This window comes from Polynucleobacter sp. JS-JIR-II-50, assembly GCF_018687895.1.
Taxonomy (GTDB): domain Bacteria; phylum Pseudomonadota; class Gammaproteobacteria; order Burkholderiales; family Burkholderiaceae; genus Polynucleobacter.
The window spans coordinates 191,471-211,985 of record NZ_CP061307.1 but is presented as its reverse complement, the minus strand read 5'-3'; the positions used below and the strand labels follow the sequence as shown (position 1 = coordinate 211,985).

At 47.0% G+C, this 20,515-nt stretch carries 18 protein-coding genes and 2 pseudogenes; 8 read left to right on the top strand and 12 right to left on the bottom strand.

Annotated elements, in window-relative coordinates; all coding sequences use genetic code 11:
• Nucleotides 1-4: 4 nt before the first annotated feature.
• From prmA to FD963_RS01135, 3 genes and pseudogenes are all read left to right on the top strand, one after another.
• A pseudogene (prmA, locus tag FD963_RS10330) lies at nucleotides 5-925 on the top strand (50S ribosomal protein L11 methyltransferase); the annotation flags it as partial.
• Nucleotides 914-1,534: a DUF3426 domain-containing protein gene (locus FD963_RS10325; RefSeq protein WP_371818489.1), complete on the top strand. Its 621-nt coding sequence runs from the start codon at nucleotides 914-916 to the stop codon at nucleotides 1,532-1,534. The pseudogene prmA and the gene FD963_RS10325, both read left to right, overlap by 12 nt.
• Before the next feature lie 52 nt (nucleotides 1,535-1,586).
• Complete coding sequence (locus tag FD963_RS01135; RefSeq protein ID WP_215362566.1) at nucleotides 1,587-2,546, top strand: carbohydrate kinase family protein; 960 nt, start codon at nucleotides 1,587-1,589, stop codon at nucleotides 2,544-2,546.
• 211 nt (nucleotides 2,547-2,757) lie between these two features.
• Here the strand turns inward: FD963_RS01135 and FD963_RS01130 are convergent, their stop codons facing one another.
• The 5 genes from FD963_RS01130 to FD963_RS01110 all read right to left on the bottom strand — a co-directional run bounded on the left by FD963_RS01130 (nucleotide 2,758) and on the right by FD963_RS01110 (nucleotide 9,544).
• The gene (locus FD963_RS01130) at nucleotides 2,758-3,072 is read right to left on the bottom strand and encodes a hypothetical protein (RefSeq protein WP_215362565.1); all 315 of its coding nucleotides are present in this window, start codon (nucleotides 3,070-3,072) and stop codon (nucleotides 2,758-2,760) included.
• Between the two features lie 331 nt (nucleotides 3,073-3,403).
• A complete protein-coding gene (locus FD963_RS01125) occupies nucleotides 3,404-4,588 on the bottom strand; it encodes a ribonucleotide-diphosphate reductase subunit beta (protein ID WP_215362564.1) in 1,185 nt (394 codons plus the stop codon).
• A 44-nt stretch (nucleotides 4,589-4,632) separates the two neighbouring features.
• Nucleotides 4,633-7,542 (bottom strand): ribonucleoside-diphosphate reductase subunit alpha, encoded by a 2,910-nt coding sequence (locus FD963_RS01120; protein WP_371818488.1) that lies wholly within the window; start codon nucleotides 7,540-7,542, stop codon nucleotides 4,633-4,635.
• A 331-nt stretch (nucleotides 7,543-7,873) separates the two neighbouring features.
• Nucleotides 7,874-8,692 (bottom strand): 1,6-anhydro-N-acetylmuramyl-L-alanine amidase AmpD, encoded by an 819-nt coding sequence (gene ampD, locus FD963_RS01115; RefSeq protein WP_256442827.1) that lies wholly within the window; start codon nucleotides 8,690-8,692, stop codon nucleotides 7,874-7,876.
• Nucleotides 8,693-8,695: 3 nt separating this feature from the next.
• Nucleotides 8,696-9,544 carry an inner membrane protein YpjD gene (locus FD963_RS01110; protein WP_215362562.1) on the bottom strand — a complete coding sequence of 283 codons (849 nt, stop codon included), beginning with the start codon at nucleotides 9,542-9,544 and terminating at the stop codon, nucleotides 8,696-8,698.
• Between the two features lie 20 nt (nucleotides 9,545-9,564).
• On the opposite strand from FD963_RS01110, the gene ffh reads away from it, so the two are divergent.
• Nucleotides 9,565-10,947 (top strand): signal recognition particle protein, encoded by a 1,383-nt coding sequence (ffh, locus tag FD963_RS01105; RefSeq protein ID WP_215362561.1) that lies wholly within the window; start codon nucleotides 9,565-9,567, stop codon nucleotides 10,945-10,947.
• Here ffh and FD963_RS01100 read toward each other — a convergent pair whose 3' ends face one another.
• Nucleotides 10,948-12,690 carry a proline--tRNA ligase gene (locus FD963_RS01100; RefSeq protein WP_215362560.1) on the bottom strand — a complete coding sequence of 581 codons (1,743 nt, stop codon included), beginning with the start codon at nucleotides 12,688-12,690 and terminating at the stop codon, nucleotides 10,948-10,950. It lies immediately after the preceding gene.
• 48 nt (nucleotides 12,691-12,738) lie between these two features.
• Between FD963_RS01100 and FD963_RS01095 the strand changes: the two genes are divergently transcribed.
• Together FD963_RS01095 and FD963_RS01090 are read left to right on the top strand one after the other, a co-directional pair.
• Nucleotides 12,739-13,338, top strand: a complete 600-nt coding sequence (locus FD963_RS01095; protein WP_215362559.1) for an RNA pyrophosphohydrolase — start codon at nucleotides 12,739-12,741, stop codon at nucleotides 13,336-13,338.
• The gene (locus FD963_RS01090; RefSeq protein WP_215362558.1) at nucleotides 13,335-13,901 is read left to right on the top strand and encodes a CNP1-like family protein; all 567 of its coding nucleotides are present in this window, start codon (nucleotides 13,335-13,337) and stop codon (nucleotides 13,899-13,901) included. The genes FD963_RS01095 and FD963_RS01090 overlap by 4 nt, the downstream gene beginning before the upstream one ends.
• A gap of 20 nt (nucleotides 13,902-13,921) precedes the next feature.
• Here the strand turns inward: FD963_RS01090 and proB are convergent.
• The 4 genes and pseudogenes from proB to rplU form a co-directional block, all read right to left on the bottom strand.
• Nucleotides 13,922-14,692: pseudogene (proB, locus tag FD963_RS01085) on the bottom strand (glutamate 5-kinase); the annotation flags it as partial.
• Nucleotides 14,693-14,713: 21 nt separating this feature from the next.
• A complete protein-coding gene (gene obgE, locus FD963_RS01080; protein WP_072583369.1) occupies nucleotides 14,714-15,802 on the bottom strand; it encodes a GTPase ObgE in 1,089 nt (362 codons plus the stop codon).
• Between the two features lie 87 nt (nucleotides 15,803-15,889).
• Nucleotides 15,890-16,150, bottom strand: a complete 261-nt coding sequence (gene rpmA, locus FD963_RS01075) for a 50S ribosomal protein L27 (RefSeq protein WP_215362556.1) — start codon at nucleotides 16,148-16,150, stop codon at nucleotides 15,890-15,892.
• A gap of 19 nt (nucleotides 16,151-16,169) precedes the next feature.
• Nucleotides 16,170-16,481 carry a 50S ribosomal protein L21 gene (rplU, locus tag FD963_RS01070; RefSeq protein ID WP_011902040.1) on the bottom strand — a complete coding sequence of 104 codons (312 nt, stop codon included), beginning with the start codon at nucleotides 16,479-16,481 and terminating at the stop codon, nucleotides 16,170-16,172.
• 75 nt (nucleotides 16,482-16,556) lie between these two features.
• Here rplU and FD963_RS01065 point away from each other — a divergent pair, with 75 nt between their 5' ends.
• The gene (locus FD963_RS01065; protein WP_215362555.1) at nucleotides 16,557-17,561 is read left to right on the top strand and encodes a polyprenyl synthetase family protein; all 1,005 of its coding nucleotides are present in this window, start codon (nucleotides 16,557-16,559) and stop codon (nucleotides 17,559-17,561) included.
• Here FD963_RS01065 and FD963_RS01060 read toward each other — a convergent pair.
• Entirely contained in the window at nucleotides 17,558-18,493 is a 936-nt protein-coding gene (locus tag FD963_RS01060) for a glycine/sarcosine/betaine reductase selenoprotein B family protein (protein ID WP_215362554.1), read from the bottom strand. The two genes, FD963_RS01065 and FD963_RS01060, sit on opposite strands and share 4 nt — an antisense overlap.
• Before the next feature lie 56 nt (nucleotides 18,494-18,549).
• On the opposite strand from FD963_RS01060, the gene FD963_RS01055 reads away from it, so the two are divergent.
• Complete coding sequence (locus FD963_RS01055) at nucleotides 18,550-19,317, top strand: fumarylacetoacetate hydrolase family protein (RefSeq protein ID WP_215362553.1); 768 nt, start codon at nucleotides 18,550-18,552, stop codon at nucleotides 19,315-19,317.
• Between the two features lie 74 nt (nucleotides 19,318-19,391).
• Here the strand turns inward: FD963_RS01055 and FD963_RS01050 are convergent, their stop codons facing one another.
• Nucleotides 19,392-20,411 carry a 2-dehydropantoate 2-reductase gene (locus FD963_RS01050; RefSeq protein WP_215362552.1) on the bottom strand — a complete coding sequence of 340 codons (1,020 nt, stop codon included), beginning with the start codon at nucleotides 20,409-20,411 and terminating at the stop codon, nucleotides 19,392-19,394.
• Nucleotides 20,412-20,515: the final 104 nt, after the last annotated feature.

The following is a 20,515-nucleotide window of genomic DNA, read 5'->3' as shown; positions in this document are numbered from 1 at the left end:
CTTCATGTCTTATCGTGAGCTGATATTCACGGTAGCCGCTGAAACCGCCGAGCCTTTGGGTGACGCGCTTTTGGATTTAGGCGCCCTGTCCGTTACTGTTGAAGATGATGCGGCTGGTGGCTATGACGAAAACCCACTCTATGGTGAGCCAGGCCTCTCTCCAGAAGTACAGGCGTGGGATAGATCAGCAGTAACCGCCCTCTTTAATCCAGAGATTGATGCTTCAGGCAGTGCAGAATTTATTCCCGAACTACTTGCATCCCTTAAAGAGGCAGGCTTTCATTTAGCGCCTCCTCAAGAAAAAACAGTCGAAGAACAAGACTGGGTTCGTTTAACCCAAAGTCAATTTGCACCCATTCAGATTGGTGAACGGATTTGGGTAGTGCCATCTTGGCACGATGCACCAACTGATCCCAATGCGATCTGCCTTGCGGTTGATCCAGGTCTCGCATTTGGCACTGGTAGTCACCCAACTACGCATTTGTGCCTTCTTTGGCTTGAACAACAAACTCATTTGCAGAATCAAAGTCTCTTGGATTACGGTTGTGGCTCAGGCATTTTGGCAATTGCTGCCGCAAAGCTGGGTTGCAACCCAGTGATCGGCACCGATATTGATCCTCAGGCGATGGTAGCTGCTCGCAGCAATGCAGAAATCAACAACACCACCATTCGCTTTGTCTTGCCAAACGAAGGCGCTGTCGAGCTGGCTGCCGAAACTAAATACGACATCGTGATGGCCAATATTTTGGCAAATCCACTACAAGTTCTTGCTCCTGCCTTAGTCAACAAGATGAAAGTAGGCGGACGTATTGTTTTATCTGGCGTACTTGCCCGCCAAGCAGAAGAGGTGATTGCTACCTATAGCCAATGGCTAAAGCTCTCCGTTTGGAAAGAGAGTGAAGGTTGGGTTTGCTTGCACGGCACTCTAATCAAGGACAAAGAAAGTAATCCTGACTCCACTTTTGCTGCACCTGCTCAAAAAAAAAGTCTTAAGTTAGTCCTTCTAGCCGTTTTACTTCTGCTACTCCTGGTTTTTGGAGAACATCTCTCCAGAAATTCACTGCTTCCCGCTTTGGCGCCACGAATTGATGGAACATCGAACTCCATTTCCGTTAGCGCGTTTCATGTTTTACAACGCATTGATGCAAAACTTTGTCGTGCACTAGGATGTCTAAATCGCACTGTGAGCGATTTTTCTGCATGGAAAATAACTTCAGCTGCACTTGCGCCAGAAAACGCGCGAGAAGGCCTTAAAAACCCCGCAAATCAATCTCTGCTGCAAGTTGAGATACAAAATCGTCTAGCTATTGCCGTTTTAGCTCCAAATTTAGAAATTTCTTTGACTGATGCAGAGGAAACTGAAATCAAATCACTGCAATTCACTCCACAAGAGTGGCTACCTAAAGTTTGGCAAGAGAAAAATCCTGACTTTTTAAAAAAAGGAATTCCTTCCGGCGAAATTCTTCAACTTGAGTTACCCATTTCTCTTCCACTAAATGCTGCAGGCTATCGTGTTCGAGTGCTCTACCCCTAAATCGATTCATAAACACCGCATTTATTCCCTATTTTTATAAAGAAAGTAATTTATGGCTAGCTTGATCTGTGGCTCTATCGCCTACGACACCATCATGAACTTTGAAGGCAAATTTGCCGATCAAATCCTCCCCGAGCAGATTCATATCCTGAATGTGGCCTTTTTGGTACCAACAATGCGCCGTGAATTTGGTGGATGCGCCGGCAATATCGCTTACAACCTCAATCTTTTAGGCGGAGATCCAATCATCATGGCCACAGTGGGTGGTGATGCTGCGCCCTACATGAGCCGCCTTGAGCAACTCAAAATTGATGCAAGCCATATTCGCCAGATCAATCAAGCCTTTACTGCGCAAGCCATGATCACCACCGATCAAGCTAACAACCAAATTACCGCTTTCCATCCGGGCGCTATGGGTGAATCCCACCTTAACCAAGTCTCGACTGTTGTGGCTGAACGCAGCAAGAACGCTAAGGGTCCAGCGAAATTAGGAATCGTTGCACCCGACGGTCGCCAAGGAATGTGGGAGCACTGTCATCAATTGGCCGATGCCAATATTCCATTCATCTTTGATCCAGGCCAAGGTTTACCAATGTTTAATGGTCCTGAGCTTTTGGAATTGGTCGATATTGCTAGCTACTTGGCAGTAAATGATTACGAGGGAGAAATGCTCTCGCAAAGAACGGGCTTGAGCTTGGCCAAAGTAGCTGAGCGAGTAAAAGCGCTCATCGTTACCAAAGGCGCCGAGGGGGCTGATATTTATGTTGGCGGCAAGGTTATCGCTATTCCACCAGTACCAGCTGCAAAAGTAGTGGATCCAACAGGTTGCGGAGATGCATTCCGCGGTGGATTGCTGTTTGGTTTAGAAAATGGGATGGACTGGGACACCACCGGTCGACTAGCTAGCTTGATGGGTTCAATCAAAATTACCCACCAGGGACCACAAAATCACCAACTCAGCAAAGATCAGATCGCAGAGCAATTCAAAACGGCGTTTGGTTTTAGTTTCTAAGCGCTTTATGCGCGCCCCGACTCGAATCTGAGTCAAGCAAACTTTAGGCAATAAAAAAGGGGTCTCGTGAGAGACCCCTTCTAATAACACCCGTCCAATTAAGGACGTGTGCCAGTTGGGAAGGGCCAAGCAGCGGCTGATGTTGCTAGCGCAGCTTTCTTAGCCACGGGCTTTTTTACAGCGGAGCCCGCTTTCTTCGCAGCAGGCTTACTTACTTTTTTTTTGCTACGCGCTTCTTTGCTACTTTTTTAGCTACTTTTTTAGCAGCAGGCTTCTTAGCAGCAGCTTTTTTAGCAGCAGGCTTCTTCTTAGCTACTTTTTTAGCAGCAGGCTTCTTAGCAGCAGCTTTTTTAGCAGCAGGACGCTTCTTAGCAGCTACTTTTTTAGCAGCAGGCTTCTTAGCAGCTACTTTTTTCTTAGCAGCAGGCTTCTTCTTAGCTACTTTTTTAGCAGCAGGCTTCTTTGCAGCTACTTTTTTCTTAGCAGCTGGTTTCTTTGCAGCAGGTTTTTTCTTGGCGATTGCCATAGTAATGCTCCTTCACGTGAGGATTAGTACAAACTACATTAAGAAGACCCGACCACTCATTTCCGCCTGGTTTTGCAACCTTTTGGATCTGACGAGCGAGCCATTCATCGGCGCGCGGCTTGATGCTAAGTGCTGCACGCTAATGAATCCTGGAAAAAAAGCCGTGGTCCCAAAGGACAACGGCTTCTTAAATGTGCTGGAAAAAATAGAGAGAATAGCCCAGGCACCCTTGAGCAAGGGTTTTCGGATTTGAGTCTGTTTTTGCTGACTTCTTAAACTATCCAACCGTCTAATCTCCAATTTAGCCGGCTATGCGCTTACTTACTGCTGACTACTCCCAACTTAGCGCACCGCCAGTTTGATACTCAATAACGCGTGTCTCAAAAAAGTTTCTTTCTTTCTTAAGATCAATCATTTCTGACATCCATGGAAATGGATTCTCTTCATTTGGGAACATCGCGTCAAGTCCTATTTGCAAACATCTGCGATTACAGATGTATCTTAGGTACCCTTTGAACATCGGAGCGTTCAATCCGAGCACTCCGCGAGGCATCGTATCTTCGGCATAACGGTACTCTAATTCGACCGCTTTTTCGAAGATAGATTTGATCTCGTCTTTGAACTCGGAAGTCCATAACTGCGGGTTCTCCAGCTTGATTTGATTAATCAAATCGATACCAAAATTGCAGTGCATAGACTCGTCGCGAAGGATGTATTGATACTGCTCAGCAGCACCCGTCATTTTGTTTTGACGACCCATTGCAAGTATTTGCGTAAAACCAACATAAAAGAACAAACCTTCCATCACACAAGCAAAAACAATCAGTGAACGAAGTAATTTTTGATCAGCTTCTAATGTGCCAGTCTTGAAGTTTGGGTCAGTTAAGACATCAATAAAGGGAATTAAGAACTGGTCTTTGGCGCGAATTGACTCAATCTCGTTGTACGCATTAAAGATTTCAGACTGATCTAAGCCCAAAGATTCCACGATATATTGGTACGCATGGGTATGAATTGCCTCTTCAAAAGCCTGACGCAATAGGTATTGGCGGCATTCTGGAGCAGTAATGTGGCGATAAGTACCCAAAACAATGTTGTTTGCTGCCAAAGAATCTGCAGTCGTAAAGAAACCAAGATTGCGCTTGATGATGCGACGCTCATCCTCTGTCAGGCCATTCGGATCTTTCCAAAGCGCGATATCGCGGTTCATATTGATCTCTTGTGGCATCCAGTGATTTGCGCAACCAGCTAAATACTTCTCCCAAGCCCATTTATATTTAAACGGAACCAACTGATTAACGTCAGTCTTGGCATTGATCACGCGCTTATCGGCCGCATTGACACGCAAGGCAGCGCCACCAACTGCAGCAGCTTGCGCTGAGGAAGTAGCAGCAACTTGAGGGGCTGCTTGGGCAACCTGATCCACCTGTGGGCGTTGTGGCTCCACTGCAACCGGCTGCGGTGCAAGACTAGCTTTCGCTAGCGCTGGAGCAACTTCCTCTTCCCAATTCAACATAACTCTCTCCTAATTCTTTTATTAATCGCCAATAAGCAAGTGGCTTATTGGCATGCTTCACATTCTTCGAAACCAGCGTCGCCTGGGCGCATTGTGCAAGCTGGGCCATCAGCTTCTTGTGCCGCCGCTGCATCTGTACCATTTACGCCACCACCGCTAGAAACAGAGTTCAACTGACCACTAGCAACCGTTGATTTCTCAACGTGGGTTGCAGCCATTGTGCGGAGGTAATAAGTAGTTTTCAAGCCACGCAACCAAGCCAACTTATAGGTGTCATCCAATTTCTTACCGGAAGCGCCACCCATGTAGATGTTGAGTGATTGAGCTTGGTCGATCCACTTTTGACGGCGGGATGCTGCCTCAACCAACCAGCTTGGCTCAACTTCGAAGGCAGTTGCGTACAAATCACGTAAATCCTGAGGAATACGATCGATCTTCGACAAAGTACCGTCAAAGTACTTCAAATCGGCAATCATTACTTCATCCCAAAGGCCGCGATCTTTCAAATCACGCACCAAGTACTCGTTTACCACCGTAAATTCGCCAGAAAGATTAGATTTCACGAACAAGTTCTGGAAAGTTGGCTCGATACAAGCAGACACACCAATAATATTTGAAATCGTTGCTGTTGGTGCAATCGCCACGCAATTGGAGTTACGCATGCCGTGCTGCTTGATACTTGCACGCAAACCGCTCCAATCCATAGTGGAGGAATTATCCACCTCAACATAACCACCGCGCTCAGCCGCCAACATAGCTACTGAATCCTGCGGGAGGATACCGCGATCCCACAAAGAACCTTTATAGGTACTGTAAACGCCACGCTCTTCAGCCAATTCATTGGATGCTTGGTATGCGTAGTAGCAAACCGCTTCCATTGAAGAGTCAGCAAATTTCACAGCCTCATCACTAGCGTAAGGAATGCGCTGCATATGCAAGCAATCCTGGAAGCCCATGATGCCCATACCGACCGGACGATGCTTCAAGTTGGAATTACGTGCCTTAGCTACTGCGTAGTAGTTGATGTCAATCACGTTATCCAACATACGCATTGCAGTACGAACAGTTCTTTGGAGCTTCTCGTGATCCAAAATCATCTTGCCGTTGGCATCAGTCGTCATGTGAGCGGTTAAGTTCACAGAGCCTAAGTTACAAACTGCAATCTCGGTCTCATTCGTATTGAGGGTGATCTCAGTACAGAGGTTAGACGAGTGAACTACACCGACATGCTGCTGTGGGCTACGAATGTTGCAAGGATCTTTGAAAGTAATCCATGGGTGGCCGGTTTCAAACAACATACCAAGCATCTTGCGCCACAATTGCTGCGCTGGAATGCGGCGGAATGGCTTTAATTCACCGCGATCCGCTTTTTGCTCGTAGGCAACATAAGCCTCTTCGAATGCTCTACCGTATTTGTCATGCAAATCTGGGGTATTGGATGGTGAGAACAAAGTCCAATCTCCACCTTCCATGACACGCTTCATGAACAAGTCAGGAATCCAGTTGGAGGTATTCATATCGTGGGTACGACGACGGTCGTCACCAGTGTTCTTACGTAACTCCAGGAACTCTTCAATATCTAAGTGCCATGTTTCCAAGTAGGCGCATACCGCACCCTTACGCTTACCACCCTGGTTAACAGCAACAGCAGTGTCATTTACCACCTTCAAGAACGGTACAACACCTTGTGACTTACCGTTAGTACCTTTGATATGACTGCCCAGTGCGCGAACGTTAGTCCAGTCATTGCCTAAACCACCAGCAAACTTAGACAACAAAGCATTTTCTTTCAATGCTTCGTAGATGCCGTCCAAGTCGTCATCCACAGTCGTCAAGTAGCAGCTAGAAAGCTGTGGACGAGTGGTTGCTGAGTTAAACAGTGTTGGTGTACTGGACATGAAATCAAATGTAGAGAGGATTTCATAGAACTCGATTGCACGACGCTCACGATCCATCTCATTCAAAGATAATCCCATTGCGACGCGCATAAAGAAAGCCTGTGGCATTTCAATACGACGCTCTTCAATATGCAAGAAATAACGGTCATACAAAGTCTGCAAGCCGAGGTAGTTGAACTGCAAGTCACGGCTAGCGTTCAAGGCTGCAGCCAGGCGTGGCAAGTCAAACTCGCGCATACGTGGATCCAACAACTCAGCAGAAATACCTTCATTGATGTACTTCGCGAAATACGTGCTGTATTCAGCTTGTGTATCGCCTTGCAATACTTCCTTGCCAAAGATTTCTTTACGAATCACGTGCATCAAGATGCGCGCTGTTACTTGGCTGTAAGCAGGATCTTTTTCAATCAAAGTACGGGAAGCCAAAATAGCAGAGTCATACACCTGCGCCATTGGTACGCCGTCGTACAAGTTCTTGATGGTTTCAGTAATGATTGGAGTAGCGTCAATATGAGTACCCAAACCTTCACAGGCCGCCTCAATCACGGTACGCAAAGCAGCCATATCAAGCCACTTCTCAACACCGTTGTCAGTTACCTTGATGCCAGACTCGCCGGCTTGATTCGCAGTTTGCGCCTCTTGGGAAACTTCTTGCTGAGCGGCACGCTCTTGATTGCGCTTTTCACGGTAGAGAACGTAAGCGCGAGCAACGTTGTGCTCACCACTGCGCATCAAAGCCAATTCAACTTGGTCTTGAATATCTTCGATATGGAAAGTTCCACCATTTGGACGGCTACGCAACAATGCGCGCACAACAGAGTGGGTCAACTGCTCCACTTGTTCACGAACACGCGCTGATGCAGCGCCTTGTCCGCCATTAACAGCTAAAAACGCCTTAGTTACTGCAATCGCAATTTTTGATGGCTCAAACGCTACAACTGAACCATTACGGCGAATAATTTTGTAATCAGACAATTGGGTTGCCTGGGTACCACCAACACCACCAGCCACAAAGCTGGCAGAAGGGGCTTGATTTACCGCCCCTGCAGGACTCATTCCTGGGTTATTCGCTCCAGCTGGTTGGCCTGCTGTCTGTGGATTAGCGTATGTCATGTTGCTCCTGCGTATATATATAGTTATTTGGACAAAATATCGTTAAAAAACAATGGGGTATTGCTGGACTCAAACACTACATCTAGTGTTTCGAAGCGCATTAGGCACTAAGTATAGGGAAATATTTGATAATTGGTAAGCCATTTATGACAAATATTTATTAGTACTTTTACTAAGTTTTCTACTTATTTTGGGGTCATTTTGGTGCGGATTTTTTAGTCCGTTTTATACAAAGGCTAAAAAAGTAAGCGTACGCTCACATACAAAAACAAGACTATCGAGGACTTAGGCCAAAAGGTAGTTTTTCAGGAGAAATGCCTGTCTCTTTTTGGAACTTTTTCCAGTCAAAATAAATTCCAGGATCTGTTTTGCGATCAGGTGCGATGTCGCTGTGTCCCGCAAATTGCAAATAGGGATATATAACTGCCAATTTCGCAGTGAGATTTACCAAGACTTGATACTGAGCATCTTTAAATGGTGAATCTCCATCCCCTTCCATCTCAATGCCAATTGAAAAGTCATTGCACTTTTCCCTGCCAAAAAATGATGAAACACCAGCATGCCAAGCCTTGTTCTGTGTAGAGACAAACTGAATTAACTCTCCAGAGCGAGTAATCAAAAAATGGCTAGATACCTTTTGATCAACAATCTCTGCAAAATAAGGATGCGCATTTGGGTCCAGCTTATTTTGGAAAAAATCCACAATATGCTGACTAGACGATTGATTTTTGAACTCGCCTGGCGGAAGACTGATGTGATGCATCACCACTAGATCAGGGATAACATTTTCTGGTCTAAGGTCTTGGTTAGGTGAAATTCTCCACCGCGCATCACCAACCCAACCATTCGAATCGAGAGCATGAAGATGTGCTTTTGAGCAATAAAAACGGTCATCGTAAGTAAAGGCTTCTGACTGAGGAAGGTGCACTTTGCAGCATTGGCATTGCACCATTACCTCCGGTACAGTCACCTTCTCAGGCTTATTTCTATTGGGTTTAGAGGAATTTGCTGCGTTGAACTCCGCTTGCTTCTTGCCCTTAATCCAAAGATAAAAAAGGCCAGCACCTGCAAATAATAAAAGCCACTTAAACAATGGTTAAGCTCTCTGCAGAATGACTTCAACTACAAAGCGACTACCAACGTATGCAAGCAACAAAGCGGTATAGGCACTTAATACCCAACGAATAGCTGCTCTGCCACGCAGACCCACTCGCCAACGCGCAATCAAAAGGCCTGCGAATAAAAACCAGGAGACCAAAGCAAAAATCGTTTTGTGATCAAACATTAAAGGCTTGCCAAACAGGGTTTGGGAAAAGAGCAGGCCCGAGAAGACGGTCAAACTCAGAAGCGCAAAACCAACATAGAGCAAATTGAATAAAAGACTTTCCATTGTCATTAGCGGGGGCAAATCCTCCAGCCAATGAGCAAGGCGGCCATTAGGAATGATTGCCAACTGACGATGCAATGCGCGATCTTGAACGCTCATGAGCATGGCATGCATCGCCGCTAAACTCAGCAAGCCCACTGAAACAGTAGCCACCACGAAGTGCCCCTTAAACCAAGGATCTGAAACCGCTTTCGGCGAAAGCAAGGTCCCTGGAAAAATGGAAGGGAGCAATGCGCAAATGAGCGCAAACATTAAGGCCATCCAACGTAAGCTTGAGATAGGTAAAAACCAAGATTGAAACCAATAAAAGGCTAGGCCAACCCAAGCAATCAAGGATAAATCCTGTGCAAAACCAAATACAAAGCCTTGAGGGGTAAAGACGGAGTCATGCAATTGCACCCCATGAATCACCAAAATCACAAAAATGGCAGCCTGCACCAGGGCGCTAGAGAGTCTAGACTCCACGCCGCTCTTGGCTTTGAAGCTCAAAACCAGCAAAAGCACTAAATAAAGTGCGGAAGGGAGCCATTCGTAACTTGAGTAACCTAAAATATCCATCTGGAAAGTCTAATCGATAAATGCTAGAGAACCTCACCGACCGCCTATCACGCGTTGTTAAAACAATGCGAGGCCAAGCCCGCCTCACTGAAGACAATACAGCGGAAATGCTGCGGGAAATCCGTTTGGCCTTGCTTGAGGCCGACGTAGCGCTGCCAGTAGTGAAGTCTTTGCTGGAACAAATTAAATTTAAAGCCCTTGGCGAGGAAGTGGTTGGAAGCCTCAGTCCTGGACAAGCCCTGGTTGGCGTAGTTCAACGAGAGCTCGCCCAAGTCATGACGGGTGACACCAATCAAAGCGGCGAACTTAATCTTGCTACCCAGCCTCCTGCAGTCATCTTGATGGCCGGCTTACAGGGCGCAGGCAAAACGACAACCGTCGGCAAACTCGCCAAATGGTTGCAGGAGAAAAAGAAAAAGAAGGTTCTGACTGTTTCTTGTGACGTCTATCGTCCGGCTGCGATTGAGCAATTAGAAACTGTTACCAAGCAGGTTGGCGCTCAGTTTTTCCCGAGCGACATTAGTCAAAAACCAAATGATATTGCTGTAGCTGCCCTAGATTGGGCACGCCGCCATTACTTTGATGTGGTGATTGTGGATACCGCAGGACGTCTTGGCATTGATGAAGCGCTCATGCAAGAAATCAAAACTTTGCATGCCAGCCTCAATCCAATCGAAACCTTATTCGTAGTTGACGCCATGCTTGGTCAAGATGCCGTCAATACCGCTAAAGCCTTCCATGAAGCGCTCCCACTCACCGGCGTGATTCTGACTAAGCTGGATGGTGACTCTCGCGGTGGTGCGGCGCTTTCAGTACGTCAAGTAACTGGTGTTCCACTCAAATTTATCGGCGTCGCCGAGAAGATGGACGGTCTAGAGGCATTTGATGCCGAACGCATGGCCAATCGCATTCTGGGTATGGGCGATATTCTGGCGCTGGTTGAGCAAGCTCAGCAACACGTTGACGTTGCCAAAGCAGAAAAATTAGCCAGTAAGATTTCTAAAGGCGGTTTTGATCTAGAAGATTTTAGAGATCAACTCATGCAAATGCAAAAGATGGGCGGCATGGCTAGCCTGATGGACAAGTTACCCAGTCAAATGGCGCAAGCTGCCTCCAAAGCAAATCTCAGTAATGCGGATAAACAAACCACGCGTATGCGCGGAATCATCGACAGCATGACACCTCAAGAACGCAGAAAGCCTGAATTACTTAAAGCCAGCCGTAAGCGTCGCATTGCCGCCGGCTCTGGCGTAGAAGTGCAAGAGGTCAATCGCCTGCTAGCTCAGTTCGAGCAAATGCAAACTATGATGAAGCAATTCAAGGGTGGAAAAATGGCGCGCACCATGGCCACCATGGCTGCAAAAGGAGCCGCCAAGGGTATTGGCGGGCTCTTTAAGAAATAATTAATTAACTAAGATCTTTGCTGCTTGAACTGCAGCAATCACTTTTGCTTTGATGTCATTTAGCGGGATGTTTTGAGACTCGGCATCAGTCCGGCCCTTAAATTCCACATGAGAATCCGCCAAACCACGATCACCAATCACCACGCGGAATGGTGCTCCAATCAACTCCCAGTCAGCAAACATCGCACCCGGGCGTTCATTGCGATCATCCAAAATCACGTCAATTCCAGCCGTCATTAGCTCGTCATGCAATTGATCGCATGCGGCTTTAACTGCTTCCGATTTCTCGTAACCCATTGGGCAAATAACCACCTCGAATGGTGCCATAGAAATTGGCCAGATAATGCCCTTCTCGTCATGGCCTTGCTCAATTGCAGCGCCAAGCAAACGAGTAACGCCAATACCGTAACAACCCATCACCATCGGCTGGGCTTTGCCCTGTTGATCCAAGTAAGTACAACCCATCGCTTCTGAATAACGAGTGCCCAATTGGAATACGTGGCCCACTTCAATGCCGCGGCAAATATCAACAACCCCCTTGCCATCCGGCGAAGGATCACCGATCACCGCGTTACGAATATCCAACACTAAAGGCTCAGGCAAATCGCGGCCCCAGTTCACGCCAGTCAAGTGATGACCAGCATCATTGGCGCCACAGACAAAGTCAGCCATATTGGCAACGGTGCGATCAGCAACAACAGTCACTTCAGCACTCACTCCGACAGGACCTAAATAACCTGCCGGCGCATTGCAAGCTTGTTGGATTTCTGCTTCAGTAGCAAAGCGTGATTCCACCATGCCAGGAATCTTGCTAGCTTTCACCTCATTAAGCTCATGATCGCCACGCACTAACAACATAAAAAGTTTGGCCGGGCCTTTTTCTTGATCAGCAGCAAACAGCAAAGACTTCACAGTGCTCTCAAGAGGGATATTTAAGAACTTCGCTACATCTGCGCAATTTGTCTTATCAGGTGTTGACACCTTCGTCATTGCCTGTGTCGCAGCAGTACGAGTAGCAATTAAAGCTAAAGACTCGGCTGCCTCCAAATTCGCTGCGTAATCAGAACTAGGGCAATACACAATCGCATCTTCACCAGTATCGGCAATCACGTGAAACTCTTGACTGCCAGAGCCACCAATGGCGCCATTGTCTGCAGTTACTGCACGGAACTGAAGCCCCATACGCTTAAAGATGCGGGTGTAAGCATCAAACATAATTTGATAGGACTTCTTGAGACCATCAACATCGCGATCAAATGAGTAAGCATCTTTCATACTGAACTCACGACCACGCATGATGCCAAAGCGCGGACGACGCTCATCACGGAACTTAGTCTGCACCTGATAGAAGTTCACTGGCAATTGCTTATAACTCTTAATCTCATTGCGAGCCAAATCGGTAATCACCTCTTCGGAAGTTGGCTGAATCAAAAAATCGCGATCATGGCGATCTTTGATGCGCAGCAACTCTGGGCCCATCTTTTCCCAACGACCAGTCTCTTGCCACAATTCAGCAGGCTGAATCATTGGCATGAGCAATTCAATTGCGCCAGCACGATTCATTTCTTCGCGAATAATGTTTTCTACCTTGCGGATAACCTTCAAGCCCAGCGGTAAATAGTTGTAGATGCCTGCGCTGAGCTTACGAATTAAACCTGCACGCACCATGAGTTTGTGCGAAACCACCTCAGCGTCGGAGGGGGCTTCTTTTAGCGTGGCGAGAAATGATTGTGAGGCTTTCATGTATGGATATAATCAAATCGTTGATTTTAAAGGATTTGAGGCACGATCATGCTTGACCGTGAAGGGTATCGCCCGAATGTCGGCATTGTCCTCCTCAATAGCCGTAACGAGGTTTTCTGGGGAAAACGCGTTGGGCAGCATTCGTGGCAGTTCCCGCAGGGCGGGATTCAGCATGGTGAAAGCCCTGAACAGGCTATGTACCGCGAATTGCAAGAGGAGGTTGGCTTACTGCCGGAGCATGTCCAAATTATTGGACGCACCAGGGACTGGCTTCGCTATGACGTCCCTGAGGAATACTTGCGCCGCCAAAACTCCACACGGGTCCATAGAGCAGCATATCGTGGTCAAAAACAAATTTGGTTTCTCTTGCGTCTAGTAGGCCTGGATAGTGATATCCAACTCCGCGCTTCGGAGCATCCAGAATTCGATGCCTGGCGCTGGGTACCCTTCTGGATTCAATTGGATGCAGTCATTGGCTTTAAACGTGAAGTTTATCAACTCGCGCTTTCAGAATTAGCACGCTTCCTATCCCGCGGTATGCGCATGCAGCAACTTGCCTGGGGATCTCCTCTTGATTTAATTCAATCTTTATATGGTGGCACTCACGAACACCCGAAAGATGACAACCCAAACGATCAATCCACATGACTATTTCTCTGAAGCGCCTGTATCTCTCTTGCTGCACCGCAATCCTCGGCATCGCATTATCCGCATGCGGTGGAGATGCGCTCATTAGTGGCGTAGATCCTTTTGCACCCATGGTGTTTAAAGAGGGCACCACTGCCATGCCCCTGAACCCACCGAACCAAGCCACCTTGCTGCCTTTTTATGTATCTCAGCACACCATCTTTAAATTTGCTGTGGATACTGATTCCATCCTGATTGGGGCCGATGGAGTGACTCGATATATTGTTGTGCTAACAAGCCCCAGCGGTAGCGTACAGACTCAATATGAAGGTATTCGTTGTGATTCATTTCAGTGGCGCCTTTATGGCACATTAGAAAATGGTGCCTGGAAGGAGAATCCCTTATCTACTTGGCGCAATATTCAAAGCAATGTACCCAATCGCTATCAAGCAGCTTTGGCACAAGGCGCTTTTTGTAATTTCAGCTCCCAAGAAAAAAATATCAATACGATTCTTAAATCGCTTAACCCCAATGGATTCACTGGTCAAACAAAACCAAGCAATTCCTTTGGTGTAGTTAATTAAGGATTATTTTGGAGAGGGGCCAAATAGGTCCCAATTTTCTCGCCAGCAATTAGACGAGTCAGTACATTGGGTTCGCGTCCTGAGGCTATTACTGTCCCTGCACCGGTTTTCACGGCAATCTTTGCCGCCATTACCTTAGTCAACATACCACCCTTACTGAGCTCACTGGCAGCACCGCCAGCCATTTTTTCCAAGGCAGGATCTCCTGCAATGGCATCCGTAAGTAAGGTGGCATTTGGATTTTGACGTGGGTCTGCAGTAAACAGACCGCCTTGATCAGTCAAAATCACCAAAAGATCCGCATGAATTAAATTGGTTACTAAAGCGGCAAGGCTGTCGTTGTCGCCAAACTTAATTTCATCGGTTACTACTGTGTCATTCTCGTTAATGATGGGAACTACACCCAACTTCAACAAAGTATCGAGGGTGGCTCTAGCATTGGCATTACGTTCAGCGTCAGCCAAGTCTGCATTAGTCAGCAAGACCTGAGCGCTACGGAGATTGAAGCGCGCAAAACAGCTTTCATAAACCTGAACCAAGCCCATTTGACCAACTGCAGCAGCGGCTTGCAGTTGATGAATTTCTTGTGGACGCTTAGTCCAACCCAGACGCTGCATGCCTTCAGCAATAGCACCTGAGCTCACCATCAACACCTCATGACCTGCCTTTAATAGCCCAGCCATTTGCTCGGCCCACATTGCAATCGCAGCATGATCCAAGCCTTCACCATTGTTGGTGACTAGGCTAGATCCTACTTTGACAACAATCCGTTGAGTTTTTTTGGCGTTCATGGCAAAAGGCGAATGAAATATTTAATCTGGTTTTTTATCTTCTAGCTGACCTTGATAACGCGGATCTTGAGCGCGCTCATCCGCATCATCTCGGTCACGCCGTACAGAATCCAAATAATCCTGCAAAGAATAGCAAAGCTTATCGCACCCCAAGCCTGTTAAAGCTGAGATCTCAAAGACTGGGCCTTTCCATTTAAAGCGCTTTATAAAGTCCGCAACCACTGTCTTGCGATCTTCTTCAGGAATCATGTCCACTTTATTTAAGACTAGCCAGCGCGGCTTCTCAACCAACGCTTCGTCGTACTTACGCAATTCATTCACAATCGCTACAGCGTCTGCCACTGGGTCAATATTCGCATCAAATGGAGCAATATCAACCAAATGCAGCAATACACCTGTACGTTGTAAATGACGCAAGAAGCGATGACCCAGGCCAGCGCCTTCAGCCGCGCCTTCGATCAAACCAGGAATGTCAGCAATCACAAAACTGCGCTCAGCTCCCACGCGCACTACACCCAAATTTGGATGCAAAGTGGTAAATGGATAATCCGCAATCTTTGGACGCGCATTCGAAACTGCAGTAATCAGGGTAGATTTACCCGCATTAGGCATACCCAATAAACCGACGTCAGCTAATACTTTTAATTCAAGCTTGAGCTTACGACGTTCACCTTCCTTGCCATTTGTTTTTTGGCGTGGCGCTCTATTCGTACTGCTCTTAAAGTGAATATTGCCCCAACCACCAACACCGCCCTGCGCCAAACATAAGCGCTCACCATGTGTAGTTAAGTCAGCGATGGGCTCACCAGTTTCATAGTCGGCAATGATTGTGCCAACTGGCATCCGTAACTCGATATCGTCACCAGCGCGACCATAGCAATCGGCGCCACGACCAGGCTCACCATTTTTTGCAGTATGTGTTTTTGCGTAGCGGTAATCAATCAGGGTGTTGATGTTGCGATCGGCTATTGCCCAGACGCTACCGCCTTTGCCGCCGTCACCGCCATCAGGCCCGCCAAATTCAATGAACTTTTCGCGGCGCATAGAGGCACTCCCGGCGCCACCTTGCCCGGCAATCACTTCAATACGTGCTTCGTCTATAAATTTCATGAATAAAAAAGGCCTCGCTTAGCGAGGCCTGTTCCTAAGAGTTAAATTCGGAATAAATCTGAATCAAACGTGTCTCAGTCAGGCGCCTTATGAACGAGGCAAGACTGAAACTTGGGCCTTCTTCATAGCACCCTTAACGCCGAATTCCACTTGTCCGTCAATCAAGGCAAACAAAGTGTGATCCTTACCAATACCAACGTTAGCACCTGGATGAACACGTGTGCCACGTTGACGAATGATGATGCTGCCAGCATTAATATGCTCGCCGCCAAATACCTTAACGCCTAAGCGTTTCGATTCTGAGTCGCGGCCATTTCGTGTTGAGCCGCCGCCTTTTTTCTGTGCCATATCTTTCTCCTACCCTGAATTAGGCTTTAATCGTGTTGATCAAAATTTCAGTGAAATTCTGACGATGGCCTTGATGCTTTTGATAATGCTTGCGACGGCGCATCTTAAAGATTGTCACTTTATCGTGACGTCCCTGGGAGACGACAGTGGCCATCACAGCTGCACCATTAACCAATGGATCACCTAATTTCAGTGAAGCGCCTTCGCCAACGGCGAGGACTTGGTCAAGAGTGATTTCGCTGCCGATTTCCGCTGGTATCTGTTCTATTTTCAATTTTTCGCCTGCAGCAACTTTATATTGTTTGCCACCGGTTTTTATGACCGCGTACATGGTTTGAAACCTCAATTAATATCTACATTTAAGCTAATCCACCCTGGACCAGCTAAGCCCATTATTATATCTTGCATGACGAGCACTGTCAAAACCAATGACTTAAGCCAAATTTTGGCCCCAATTGCCTTAGATTTCAAGGCCTTAGACGAGGTTATCCGTCAGCGTTTAGCCTCAAAAGTCGCCTTAATTGACCAAATCTCGAGCTATATCATCCAGGCTGGCGGCAAACGGGTCAGGCCCGCCCTGTTGATGTTGGTGGCTAAAGCCCTAGCCAATGGTAAAGAAACACTCAACACCCTGGAAATGTCGGCTGTAGTTGAATTCATCCATACCGCTACCCTGCTTCATGATGATGTAGTCGATGAATCCACCCTCAGAAGAGGTCGTGAGACTGCCAATGCCGCTTTTGGCAACGCTGCCAGCGTTTTAGTGGGCGACTTCTTATATTCCCGAGCCTTCCAAATGATGGTTGGCCCAAATGACCTCCGAGTCATGCAAATTCTGTCAGATGCGACCAATACGATTGCTGAAGGCGAAGTTTTGCAACTTCTCAATATGAATGACCCAGAAGTGGATGAGGCGAGTTATTTGCAGGTCATTCGCTACAAAACAGCCAAGCTTTTTGAGGCCTCTACTGAGCTAGGCGCCATCTTAGCTAATGCCACCGATGCACAACGAGAACAAGCCGCTGCATTTGGACGTCACATCGGTACGGCTTTTCAGTTAATGGATGACTTGCTGGACTACACCGCTAATGCTGCACAGATGGGAAAAAATGCCGGCGATGATTTACGCGAAGGTAAGCCTACGCTGCCACTGATTTATTTACTAGAAAACGGCAGTAATGAAGAACGTCTTTTAGTGCGCGCAGCAATTGAACAAAACCAAGATTTACCAGAGGATGTGTTTGCACAAATCCTTGCCGCCGTCCAAAACTCTGGCGCCCTTGATTACACCCAAGCAGCAGCCAAACGTGAGTCCGACCTGGCCTTAGCTTGCCTAAAAGACTTTCCGGTAAATGAAGCTAGCACTGCGCTGCAAGCCCTATGCGCATACTCTCTCACGAGACAAGCTTAAGTCCCCAGGCTGTTGACTCTGAGCTCGCGCGCTGTAATCCGCGCTTGCTCTGCCTCTTCGCGCAATCGTAGGATTTCTTGTGAAGACATCTTTTCCAGATTTGAATAATCTAATTTCCACAACGGATCGACTGACCATACCAATGGCGATTGAACCGTTGTGCGCGCAGCAGGAGCTGACTCCAGAAGCCGCAAAGCGAGCTCAAAATTTAAATCCTGCGAAGACACATCATTCGGTTTTGCAGCCGCATTACCTAGCGGAAAATCACTAAATAAAAGTCGTGGCACTCCGCAATACTCAACAATGTCTTTAGCGGCGCCCGTCACTACTGTTGAAATACCTGCAGCCTCTAAGTAACGCGCTAATAAACTTTGACCCTGATGACATATCGGACAGTTTGGAATTAATACCGCTACATCCACGCCGTCAGCTTTCAGCATTTCCAAAATACGAGGAGCATCCACCTCTAATGTGTGGTGTTGACTACGATTGGTCGGTAAGCCATAGAAGTTTGCTGAAACCGCACCTATCCTTCCGGCTGCAAGTGCTCGTTTAGCAGCATCCAGTGGAAACCAACAATTGCTGTCTTCCATATTGGCATTCTTGCGATCAACCCCCACATGGGCAATTCGTAAATCGATGCCTCCTTCGATGGATTGTTGATAGGGCTGATAAAACTTGGCCGCAGCATTGTAAGGAGCCCCCTGGCCTTGAGGCCCTTTACTGGGGTCATGCGGAACGGCCGTAGTAATGAGACCCAAGACAGATTGCGCAAGTGGCTTTTTCAGCAGAGTAAATGGCACATCAATATAGTGAGCCCATACATACGGATTCTCATAGCCTAAACCCAAGTAGTAGCTGCGGGTGCGATCCATATAGCGAATCGGCTGATCCCGTTCTGGTGCAAATATGAGCTCAGAAGTCTTAGACATCAATCCATCCCTGTAAGATATTGCATATCAAATATTTAACTTCATAGGAACTCATTATGGCTCAGTGGCTTAGATTTCAGCATCAAGGAAAAAGCGGTTTAGGGCAAGTACAGGGCGACCAAATCGCAGTGTATGAGGGTGATTTATTTAATACTCCTAAGGCCACTGGTGAAACCCTCAAGCTTGTTGATGTAACGATTGATATCCCATGCACTCCTTCCAAGATGGTTGCCATGGTCGATAACTTCCATGCACTGGTAACCAAGCTTGAGCATGCCGTACCCGCTGAGCCTTTGTACTTTCTCAAAGGCAACAACTCCTTCTTGGCAGCTAATCAAGTGATTCGCACACCTAAGTCCTATTCCGGAAAAGTCGTTTATGAAGGGGAGCTTGGTATTGTGATTGGCAAACGCTGTCATGAAGTAGATGAGGCGGATGCAGCTCAAGCCATCTTTGGCTATACCTGCATCAACGATGTCACCGCGATTGAAATCCTGAACCGCGATCCTGGTTATGCACAGTGGACTCGCTCTAAGAGCTTTAATACCTTTGGCGTATTCGGTCCTTACATTACTACCGATGTAGATCCGAGCAAGCTAACAATCAAAACTATTCTCAATGATCAAGAGCGTCAAAACTATCCGATTGCGGACATGATTTTCCCACCCGCAAAATTGGTGAGTTTAATTTCCCAAGATGTCCCACTAGAGGCTGGAGACATCATCGCCTGCGGCACTTCCGTTGGCGTTGGTTCCATGAAGCCTGGTAGCAATGTCAGCATCATTATTGACGGCGTTGGACGTCTAGATAATCGCTTCGAATAATTGCTAGCCCAACAAAACAAAAACCCTTGCTATGTTGAGTAGCAAGGGTTTTTTTAATGCTGACGTTTTATTACTTAATAACCCGATACTGATGGCAATGCCAAACTTCCTTTAGAAGCCTGGACGTTTTCATCCAAGTACTTAGTCAAAGCAAATACGGTATTCAAGCAAGGTGTTGGGGTTTGGGTGATCTTGCCTAGCTCAATCACCGACCCTAACAAAGCATCAATCTCTAAGCTACGACCTGCTTCCAAGTCTTGCAACATCGAGGTTTTGTGCTTACCCACTTTTTCAGCACCAGCGATACGACGCTCAATGTCAACACGGAAAGTTACGCCCAACTTCTCGGCAATCGTCTGCGCTTCGGCCATCATGTTGCGAGCCAACTCTTTAGTCAATGGATATTGGCAGATGCCCTCGAGGGTGCCATGTGTCAGCGAGCTAATTGGGTTGAAAGTCATATTGCCCCAAAGCTTGAGCCAGATCTCTGAGCGAATGTCATCCAAAATAGGAGACTTAAATCCAGCTGCGCCCATCATCTCGGACATCTTCTGAATGCGCTCAGTCGTTGTACCATCCAACTCACCTAGTGGGAAACGATTCCCTTCAACATGACGAATCACGCCAGGAGCTTGCGTAAAGGTTGCTGGATAAACGACGCAACCAATAATGTTGTCTGGATTGATGGTGTTCTTAGCGACGCCACCAGCATCCACTGTTTCAACGGAATGATCTTGATACTCGCCGCTTAACTTCTGGAAATACCACCAAGGAATTCCGTTCTGCATTGGGATCAAAATAGTTTCGGGACCCATGATGGCCGCCAAATCATCAATGATCGGCTCCACTTGATGAGCCTTCACCGCAAGAATCACAACATCAGGAGTCTCGGCATCACGAATTTTTTCTACCGCTTTAACTTTCGCAACCAAAGGCTCTGGTTGGTCATCCATAATTAAAGCCAGGCCACGCTCTTTAATTGCGGCCAAAGTAGCACCACGCGCAACAACTGTTACCTCATTGCCCGCTCGCGCCAACATGACAGCTAAGTAGCCGCCAATGGCGCCACCTCCACCGATCACACAGATTTTCATAGGAACCCCATAAGAATAAAAAATTTTGTATTACTGCCATATTAGAGGAGATAATTTTGCAGTGCAATATATTCTTAGTTGCATCATTTTTAAGCAAATTACGC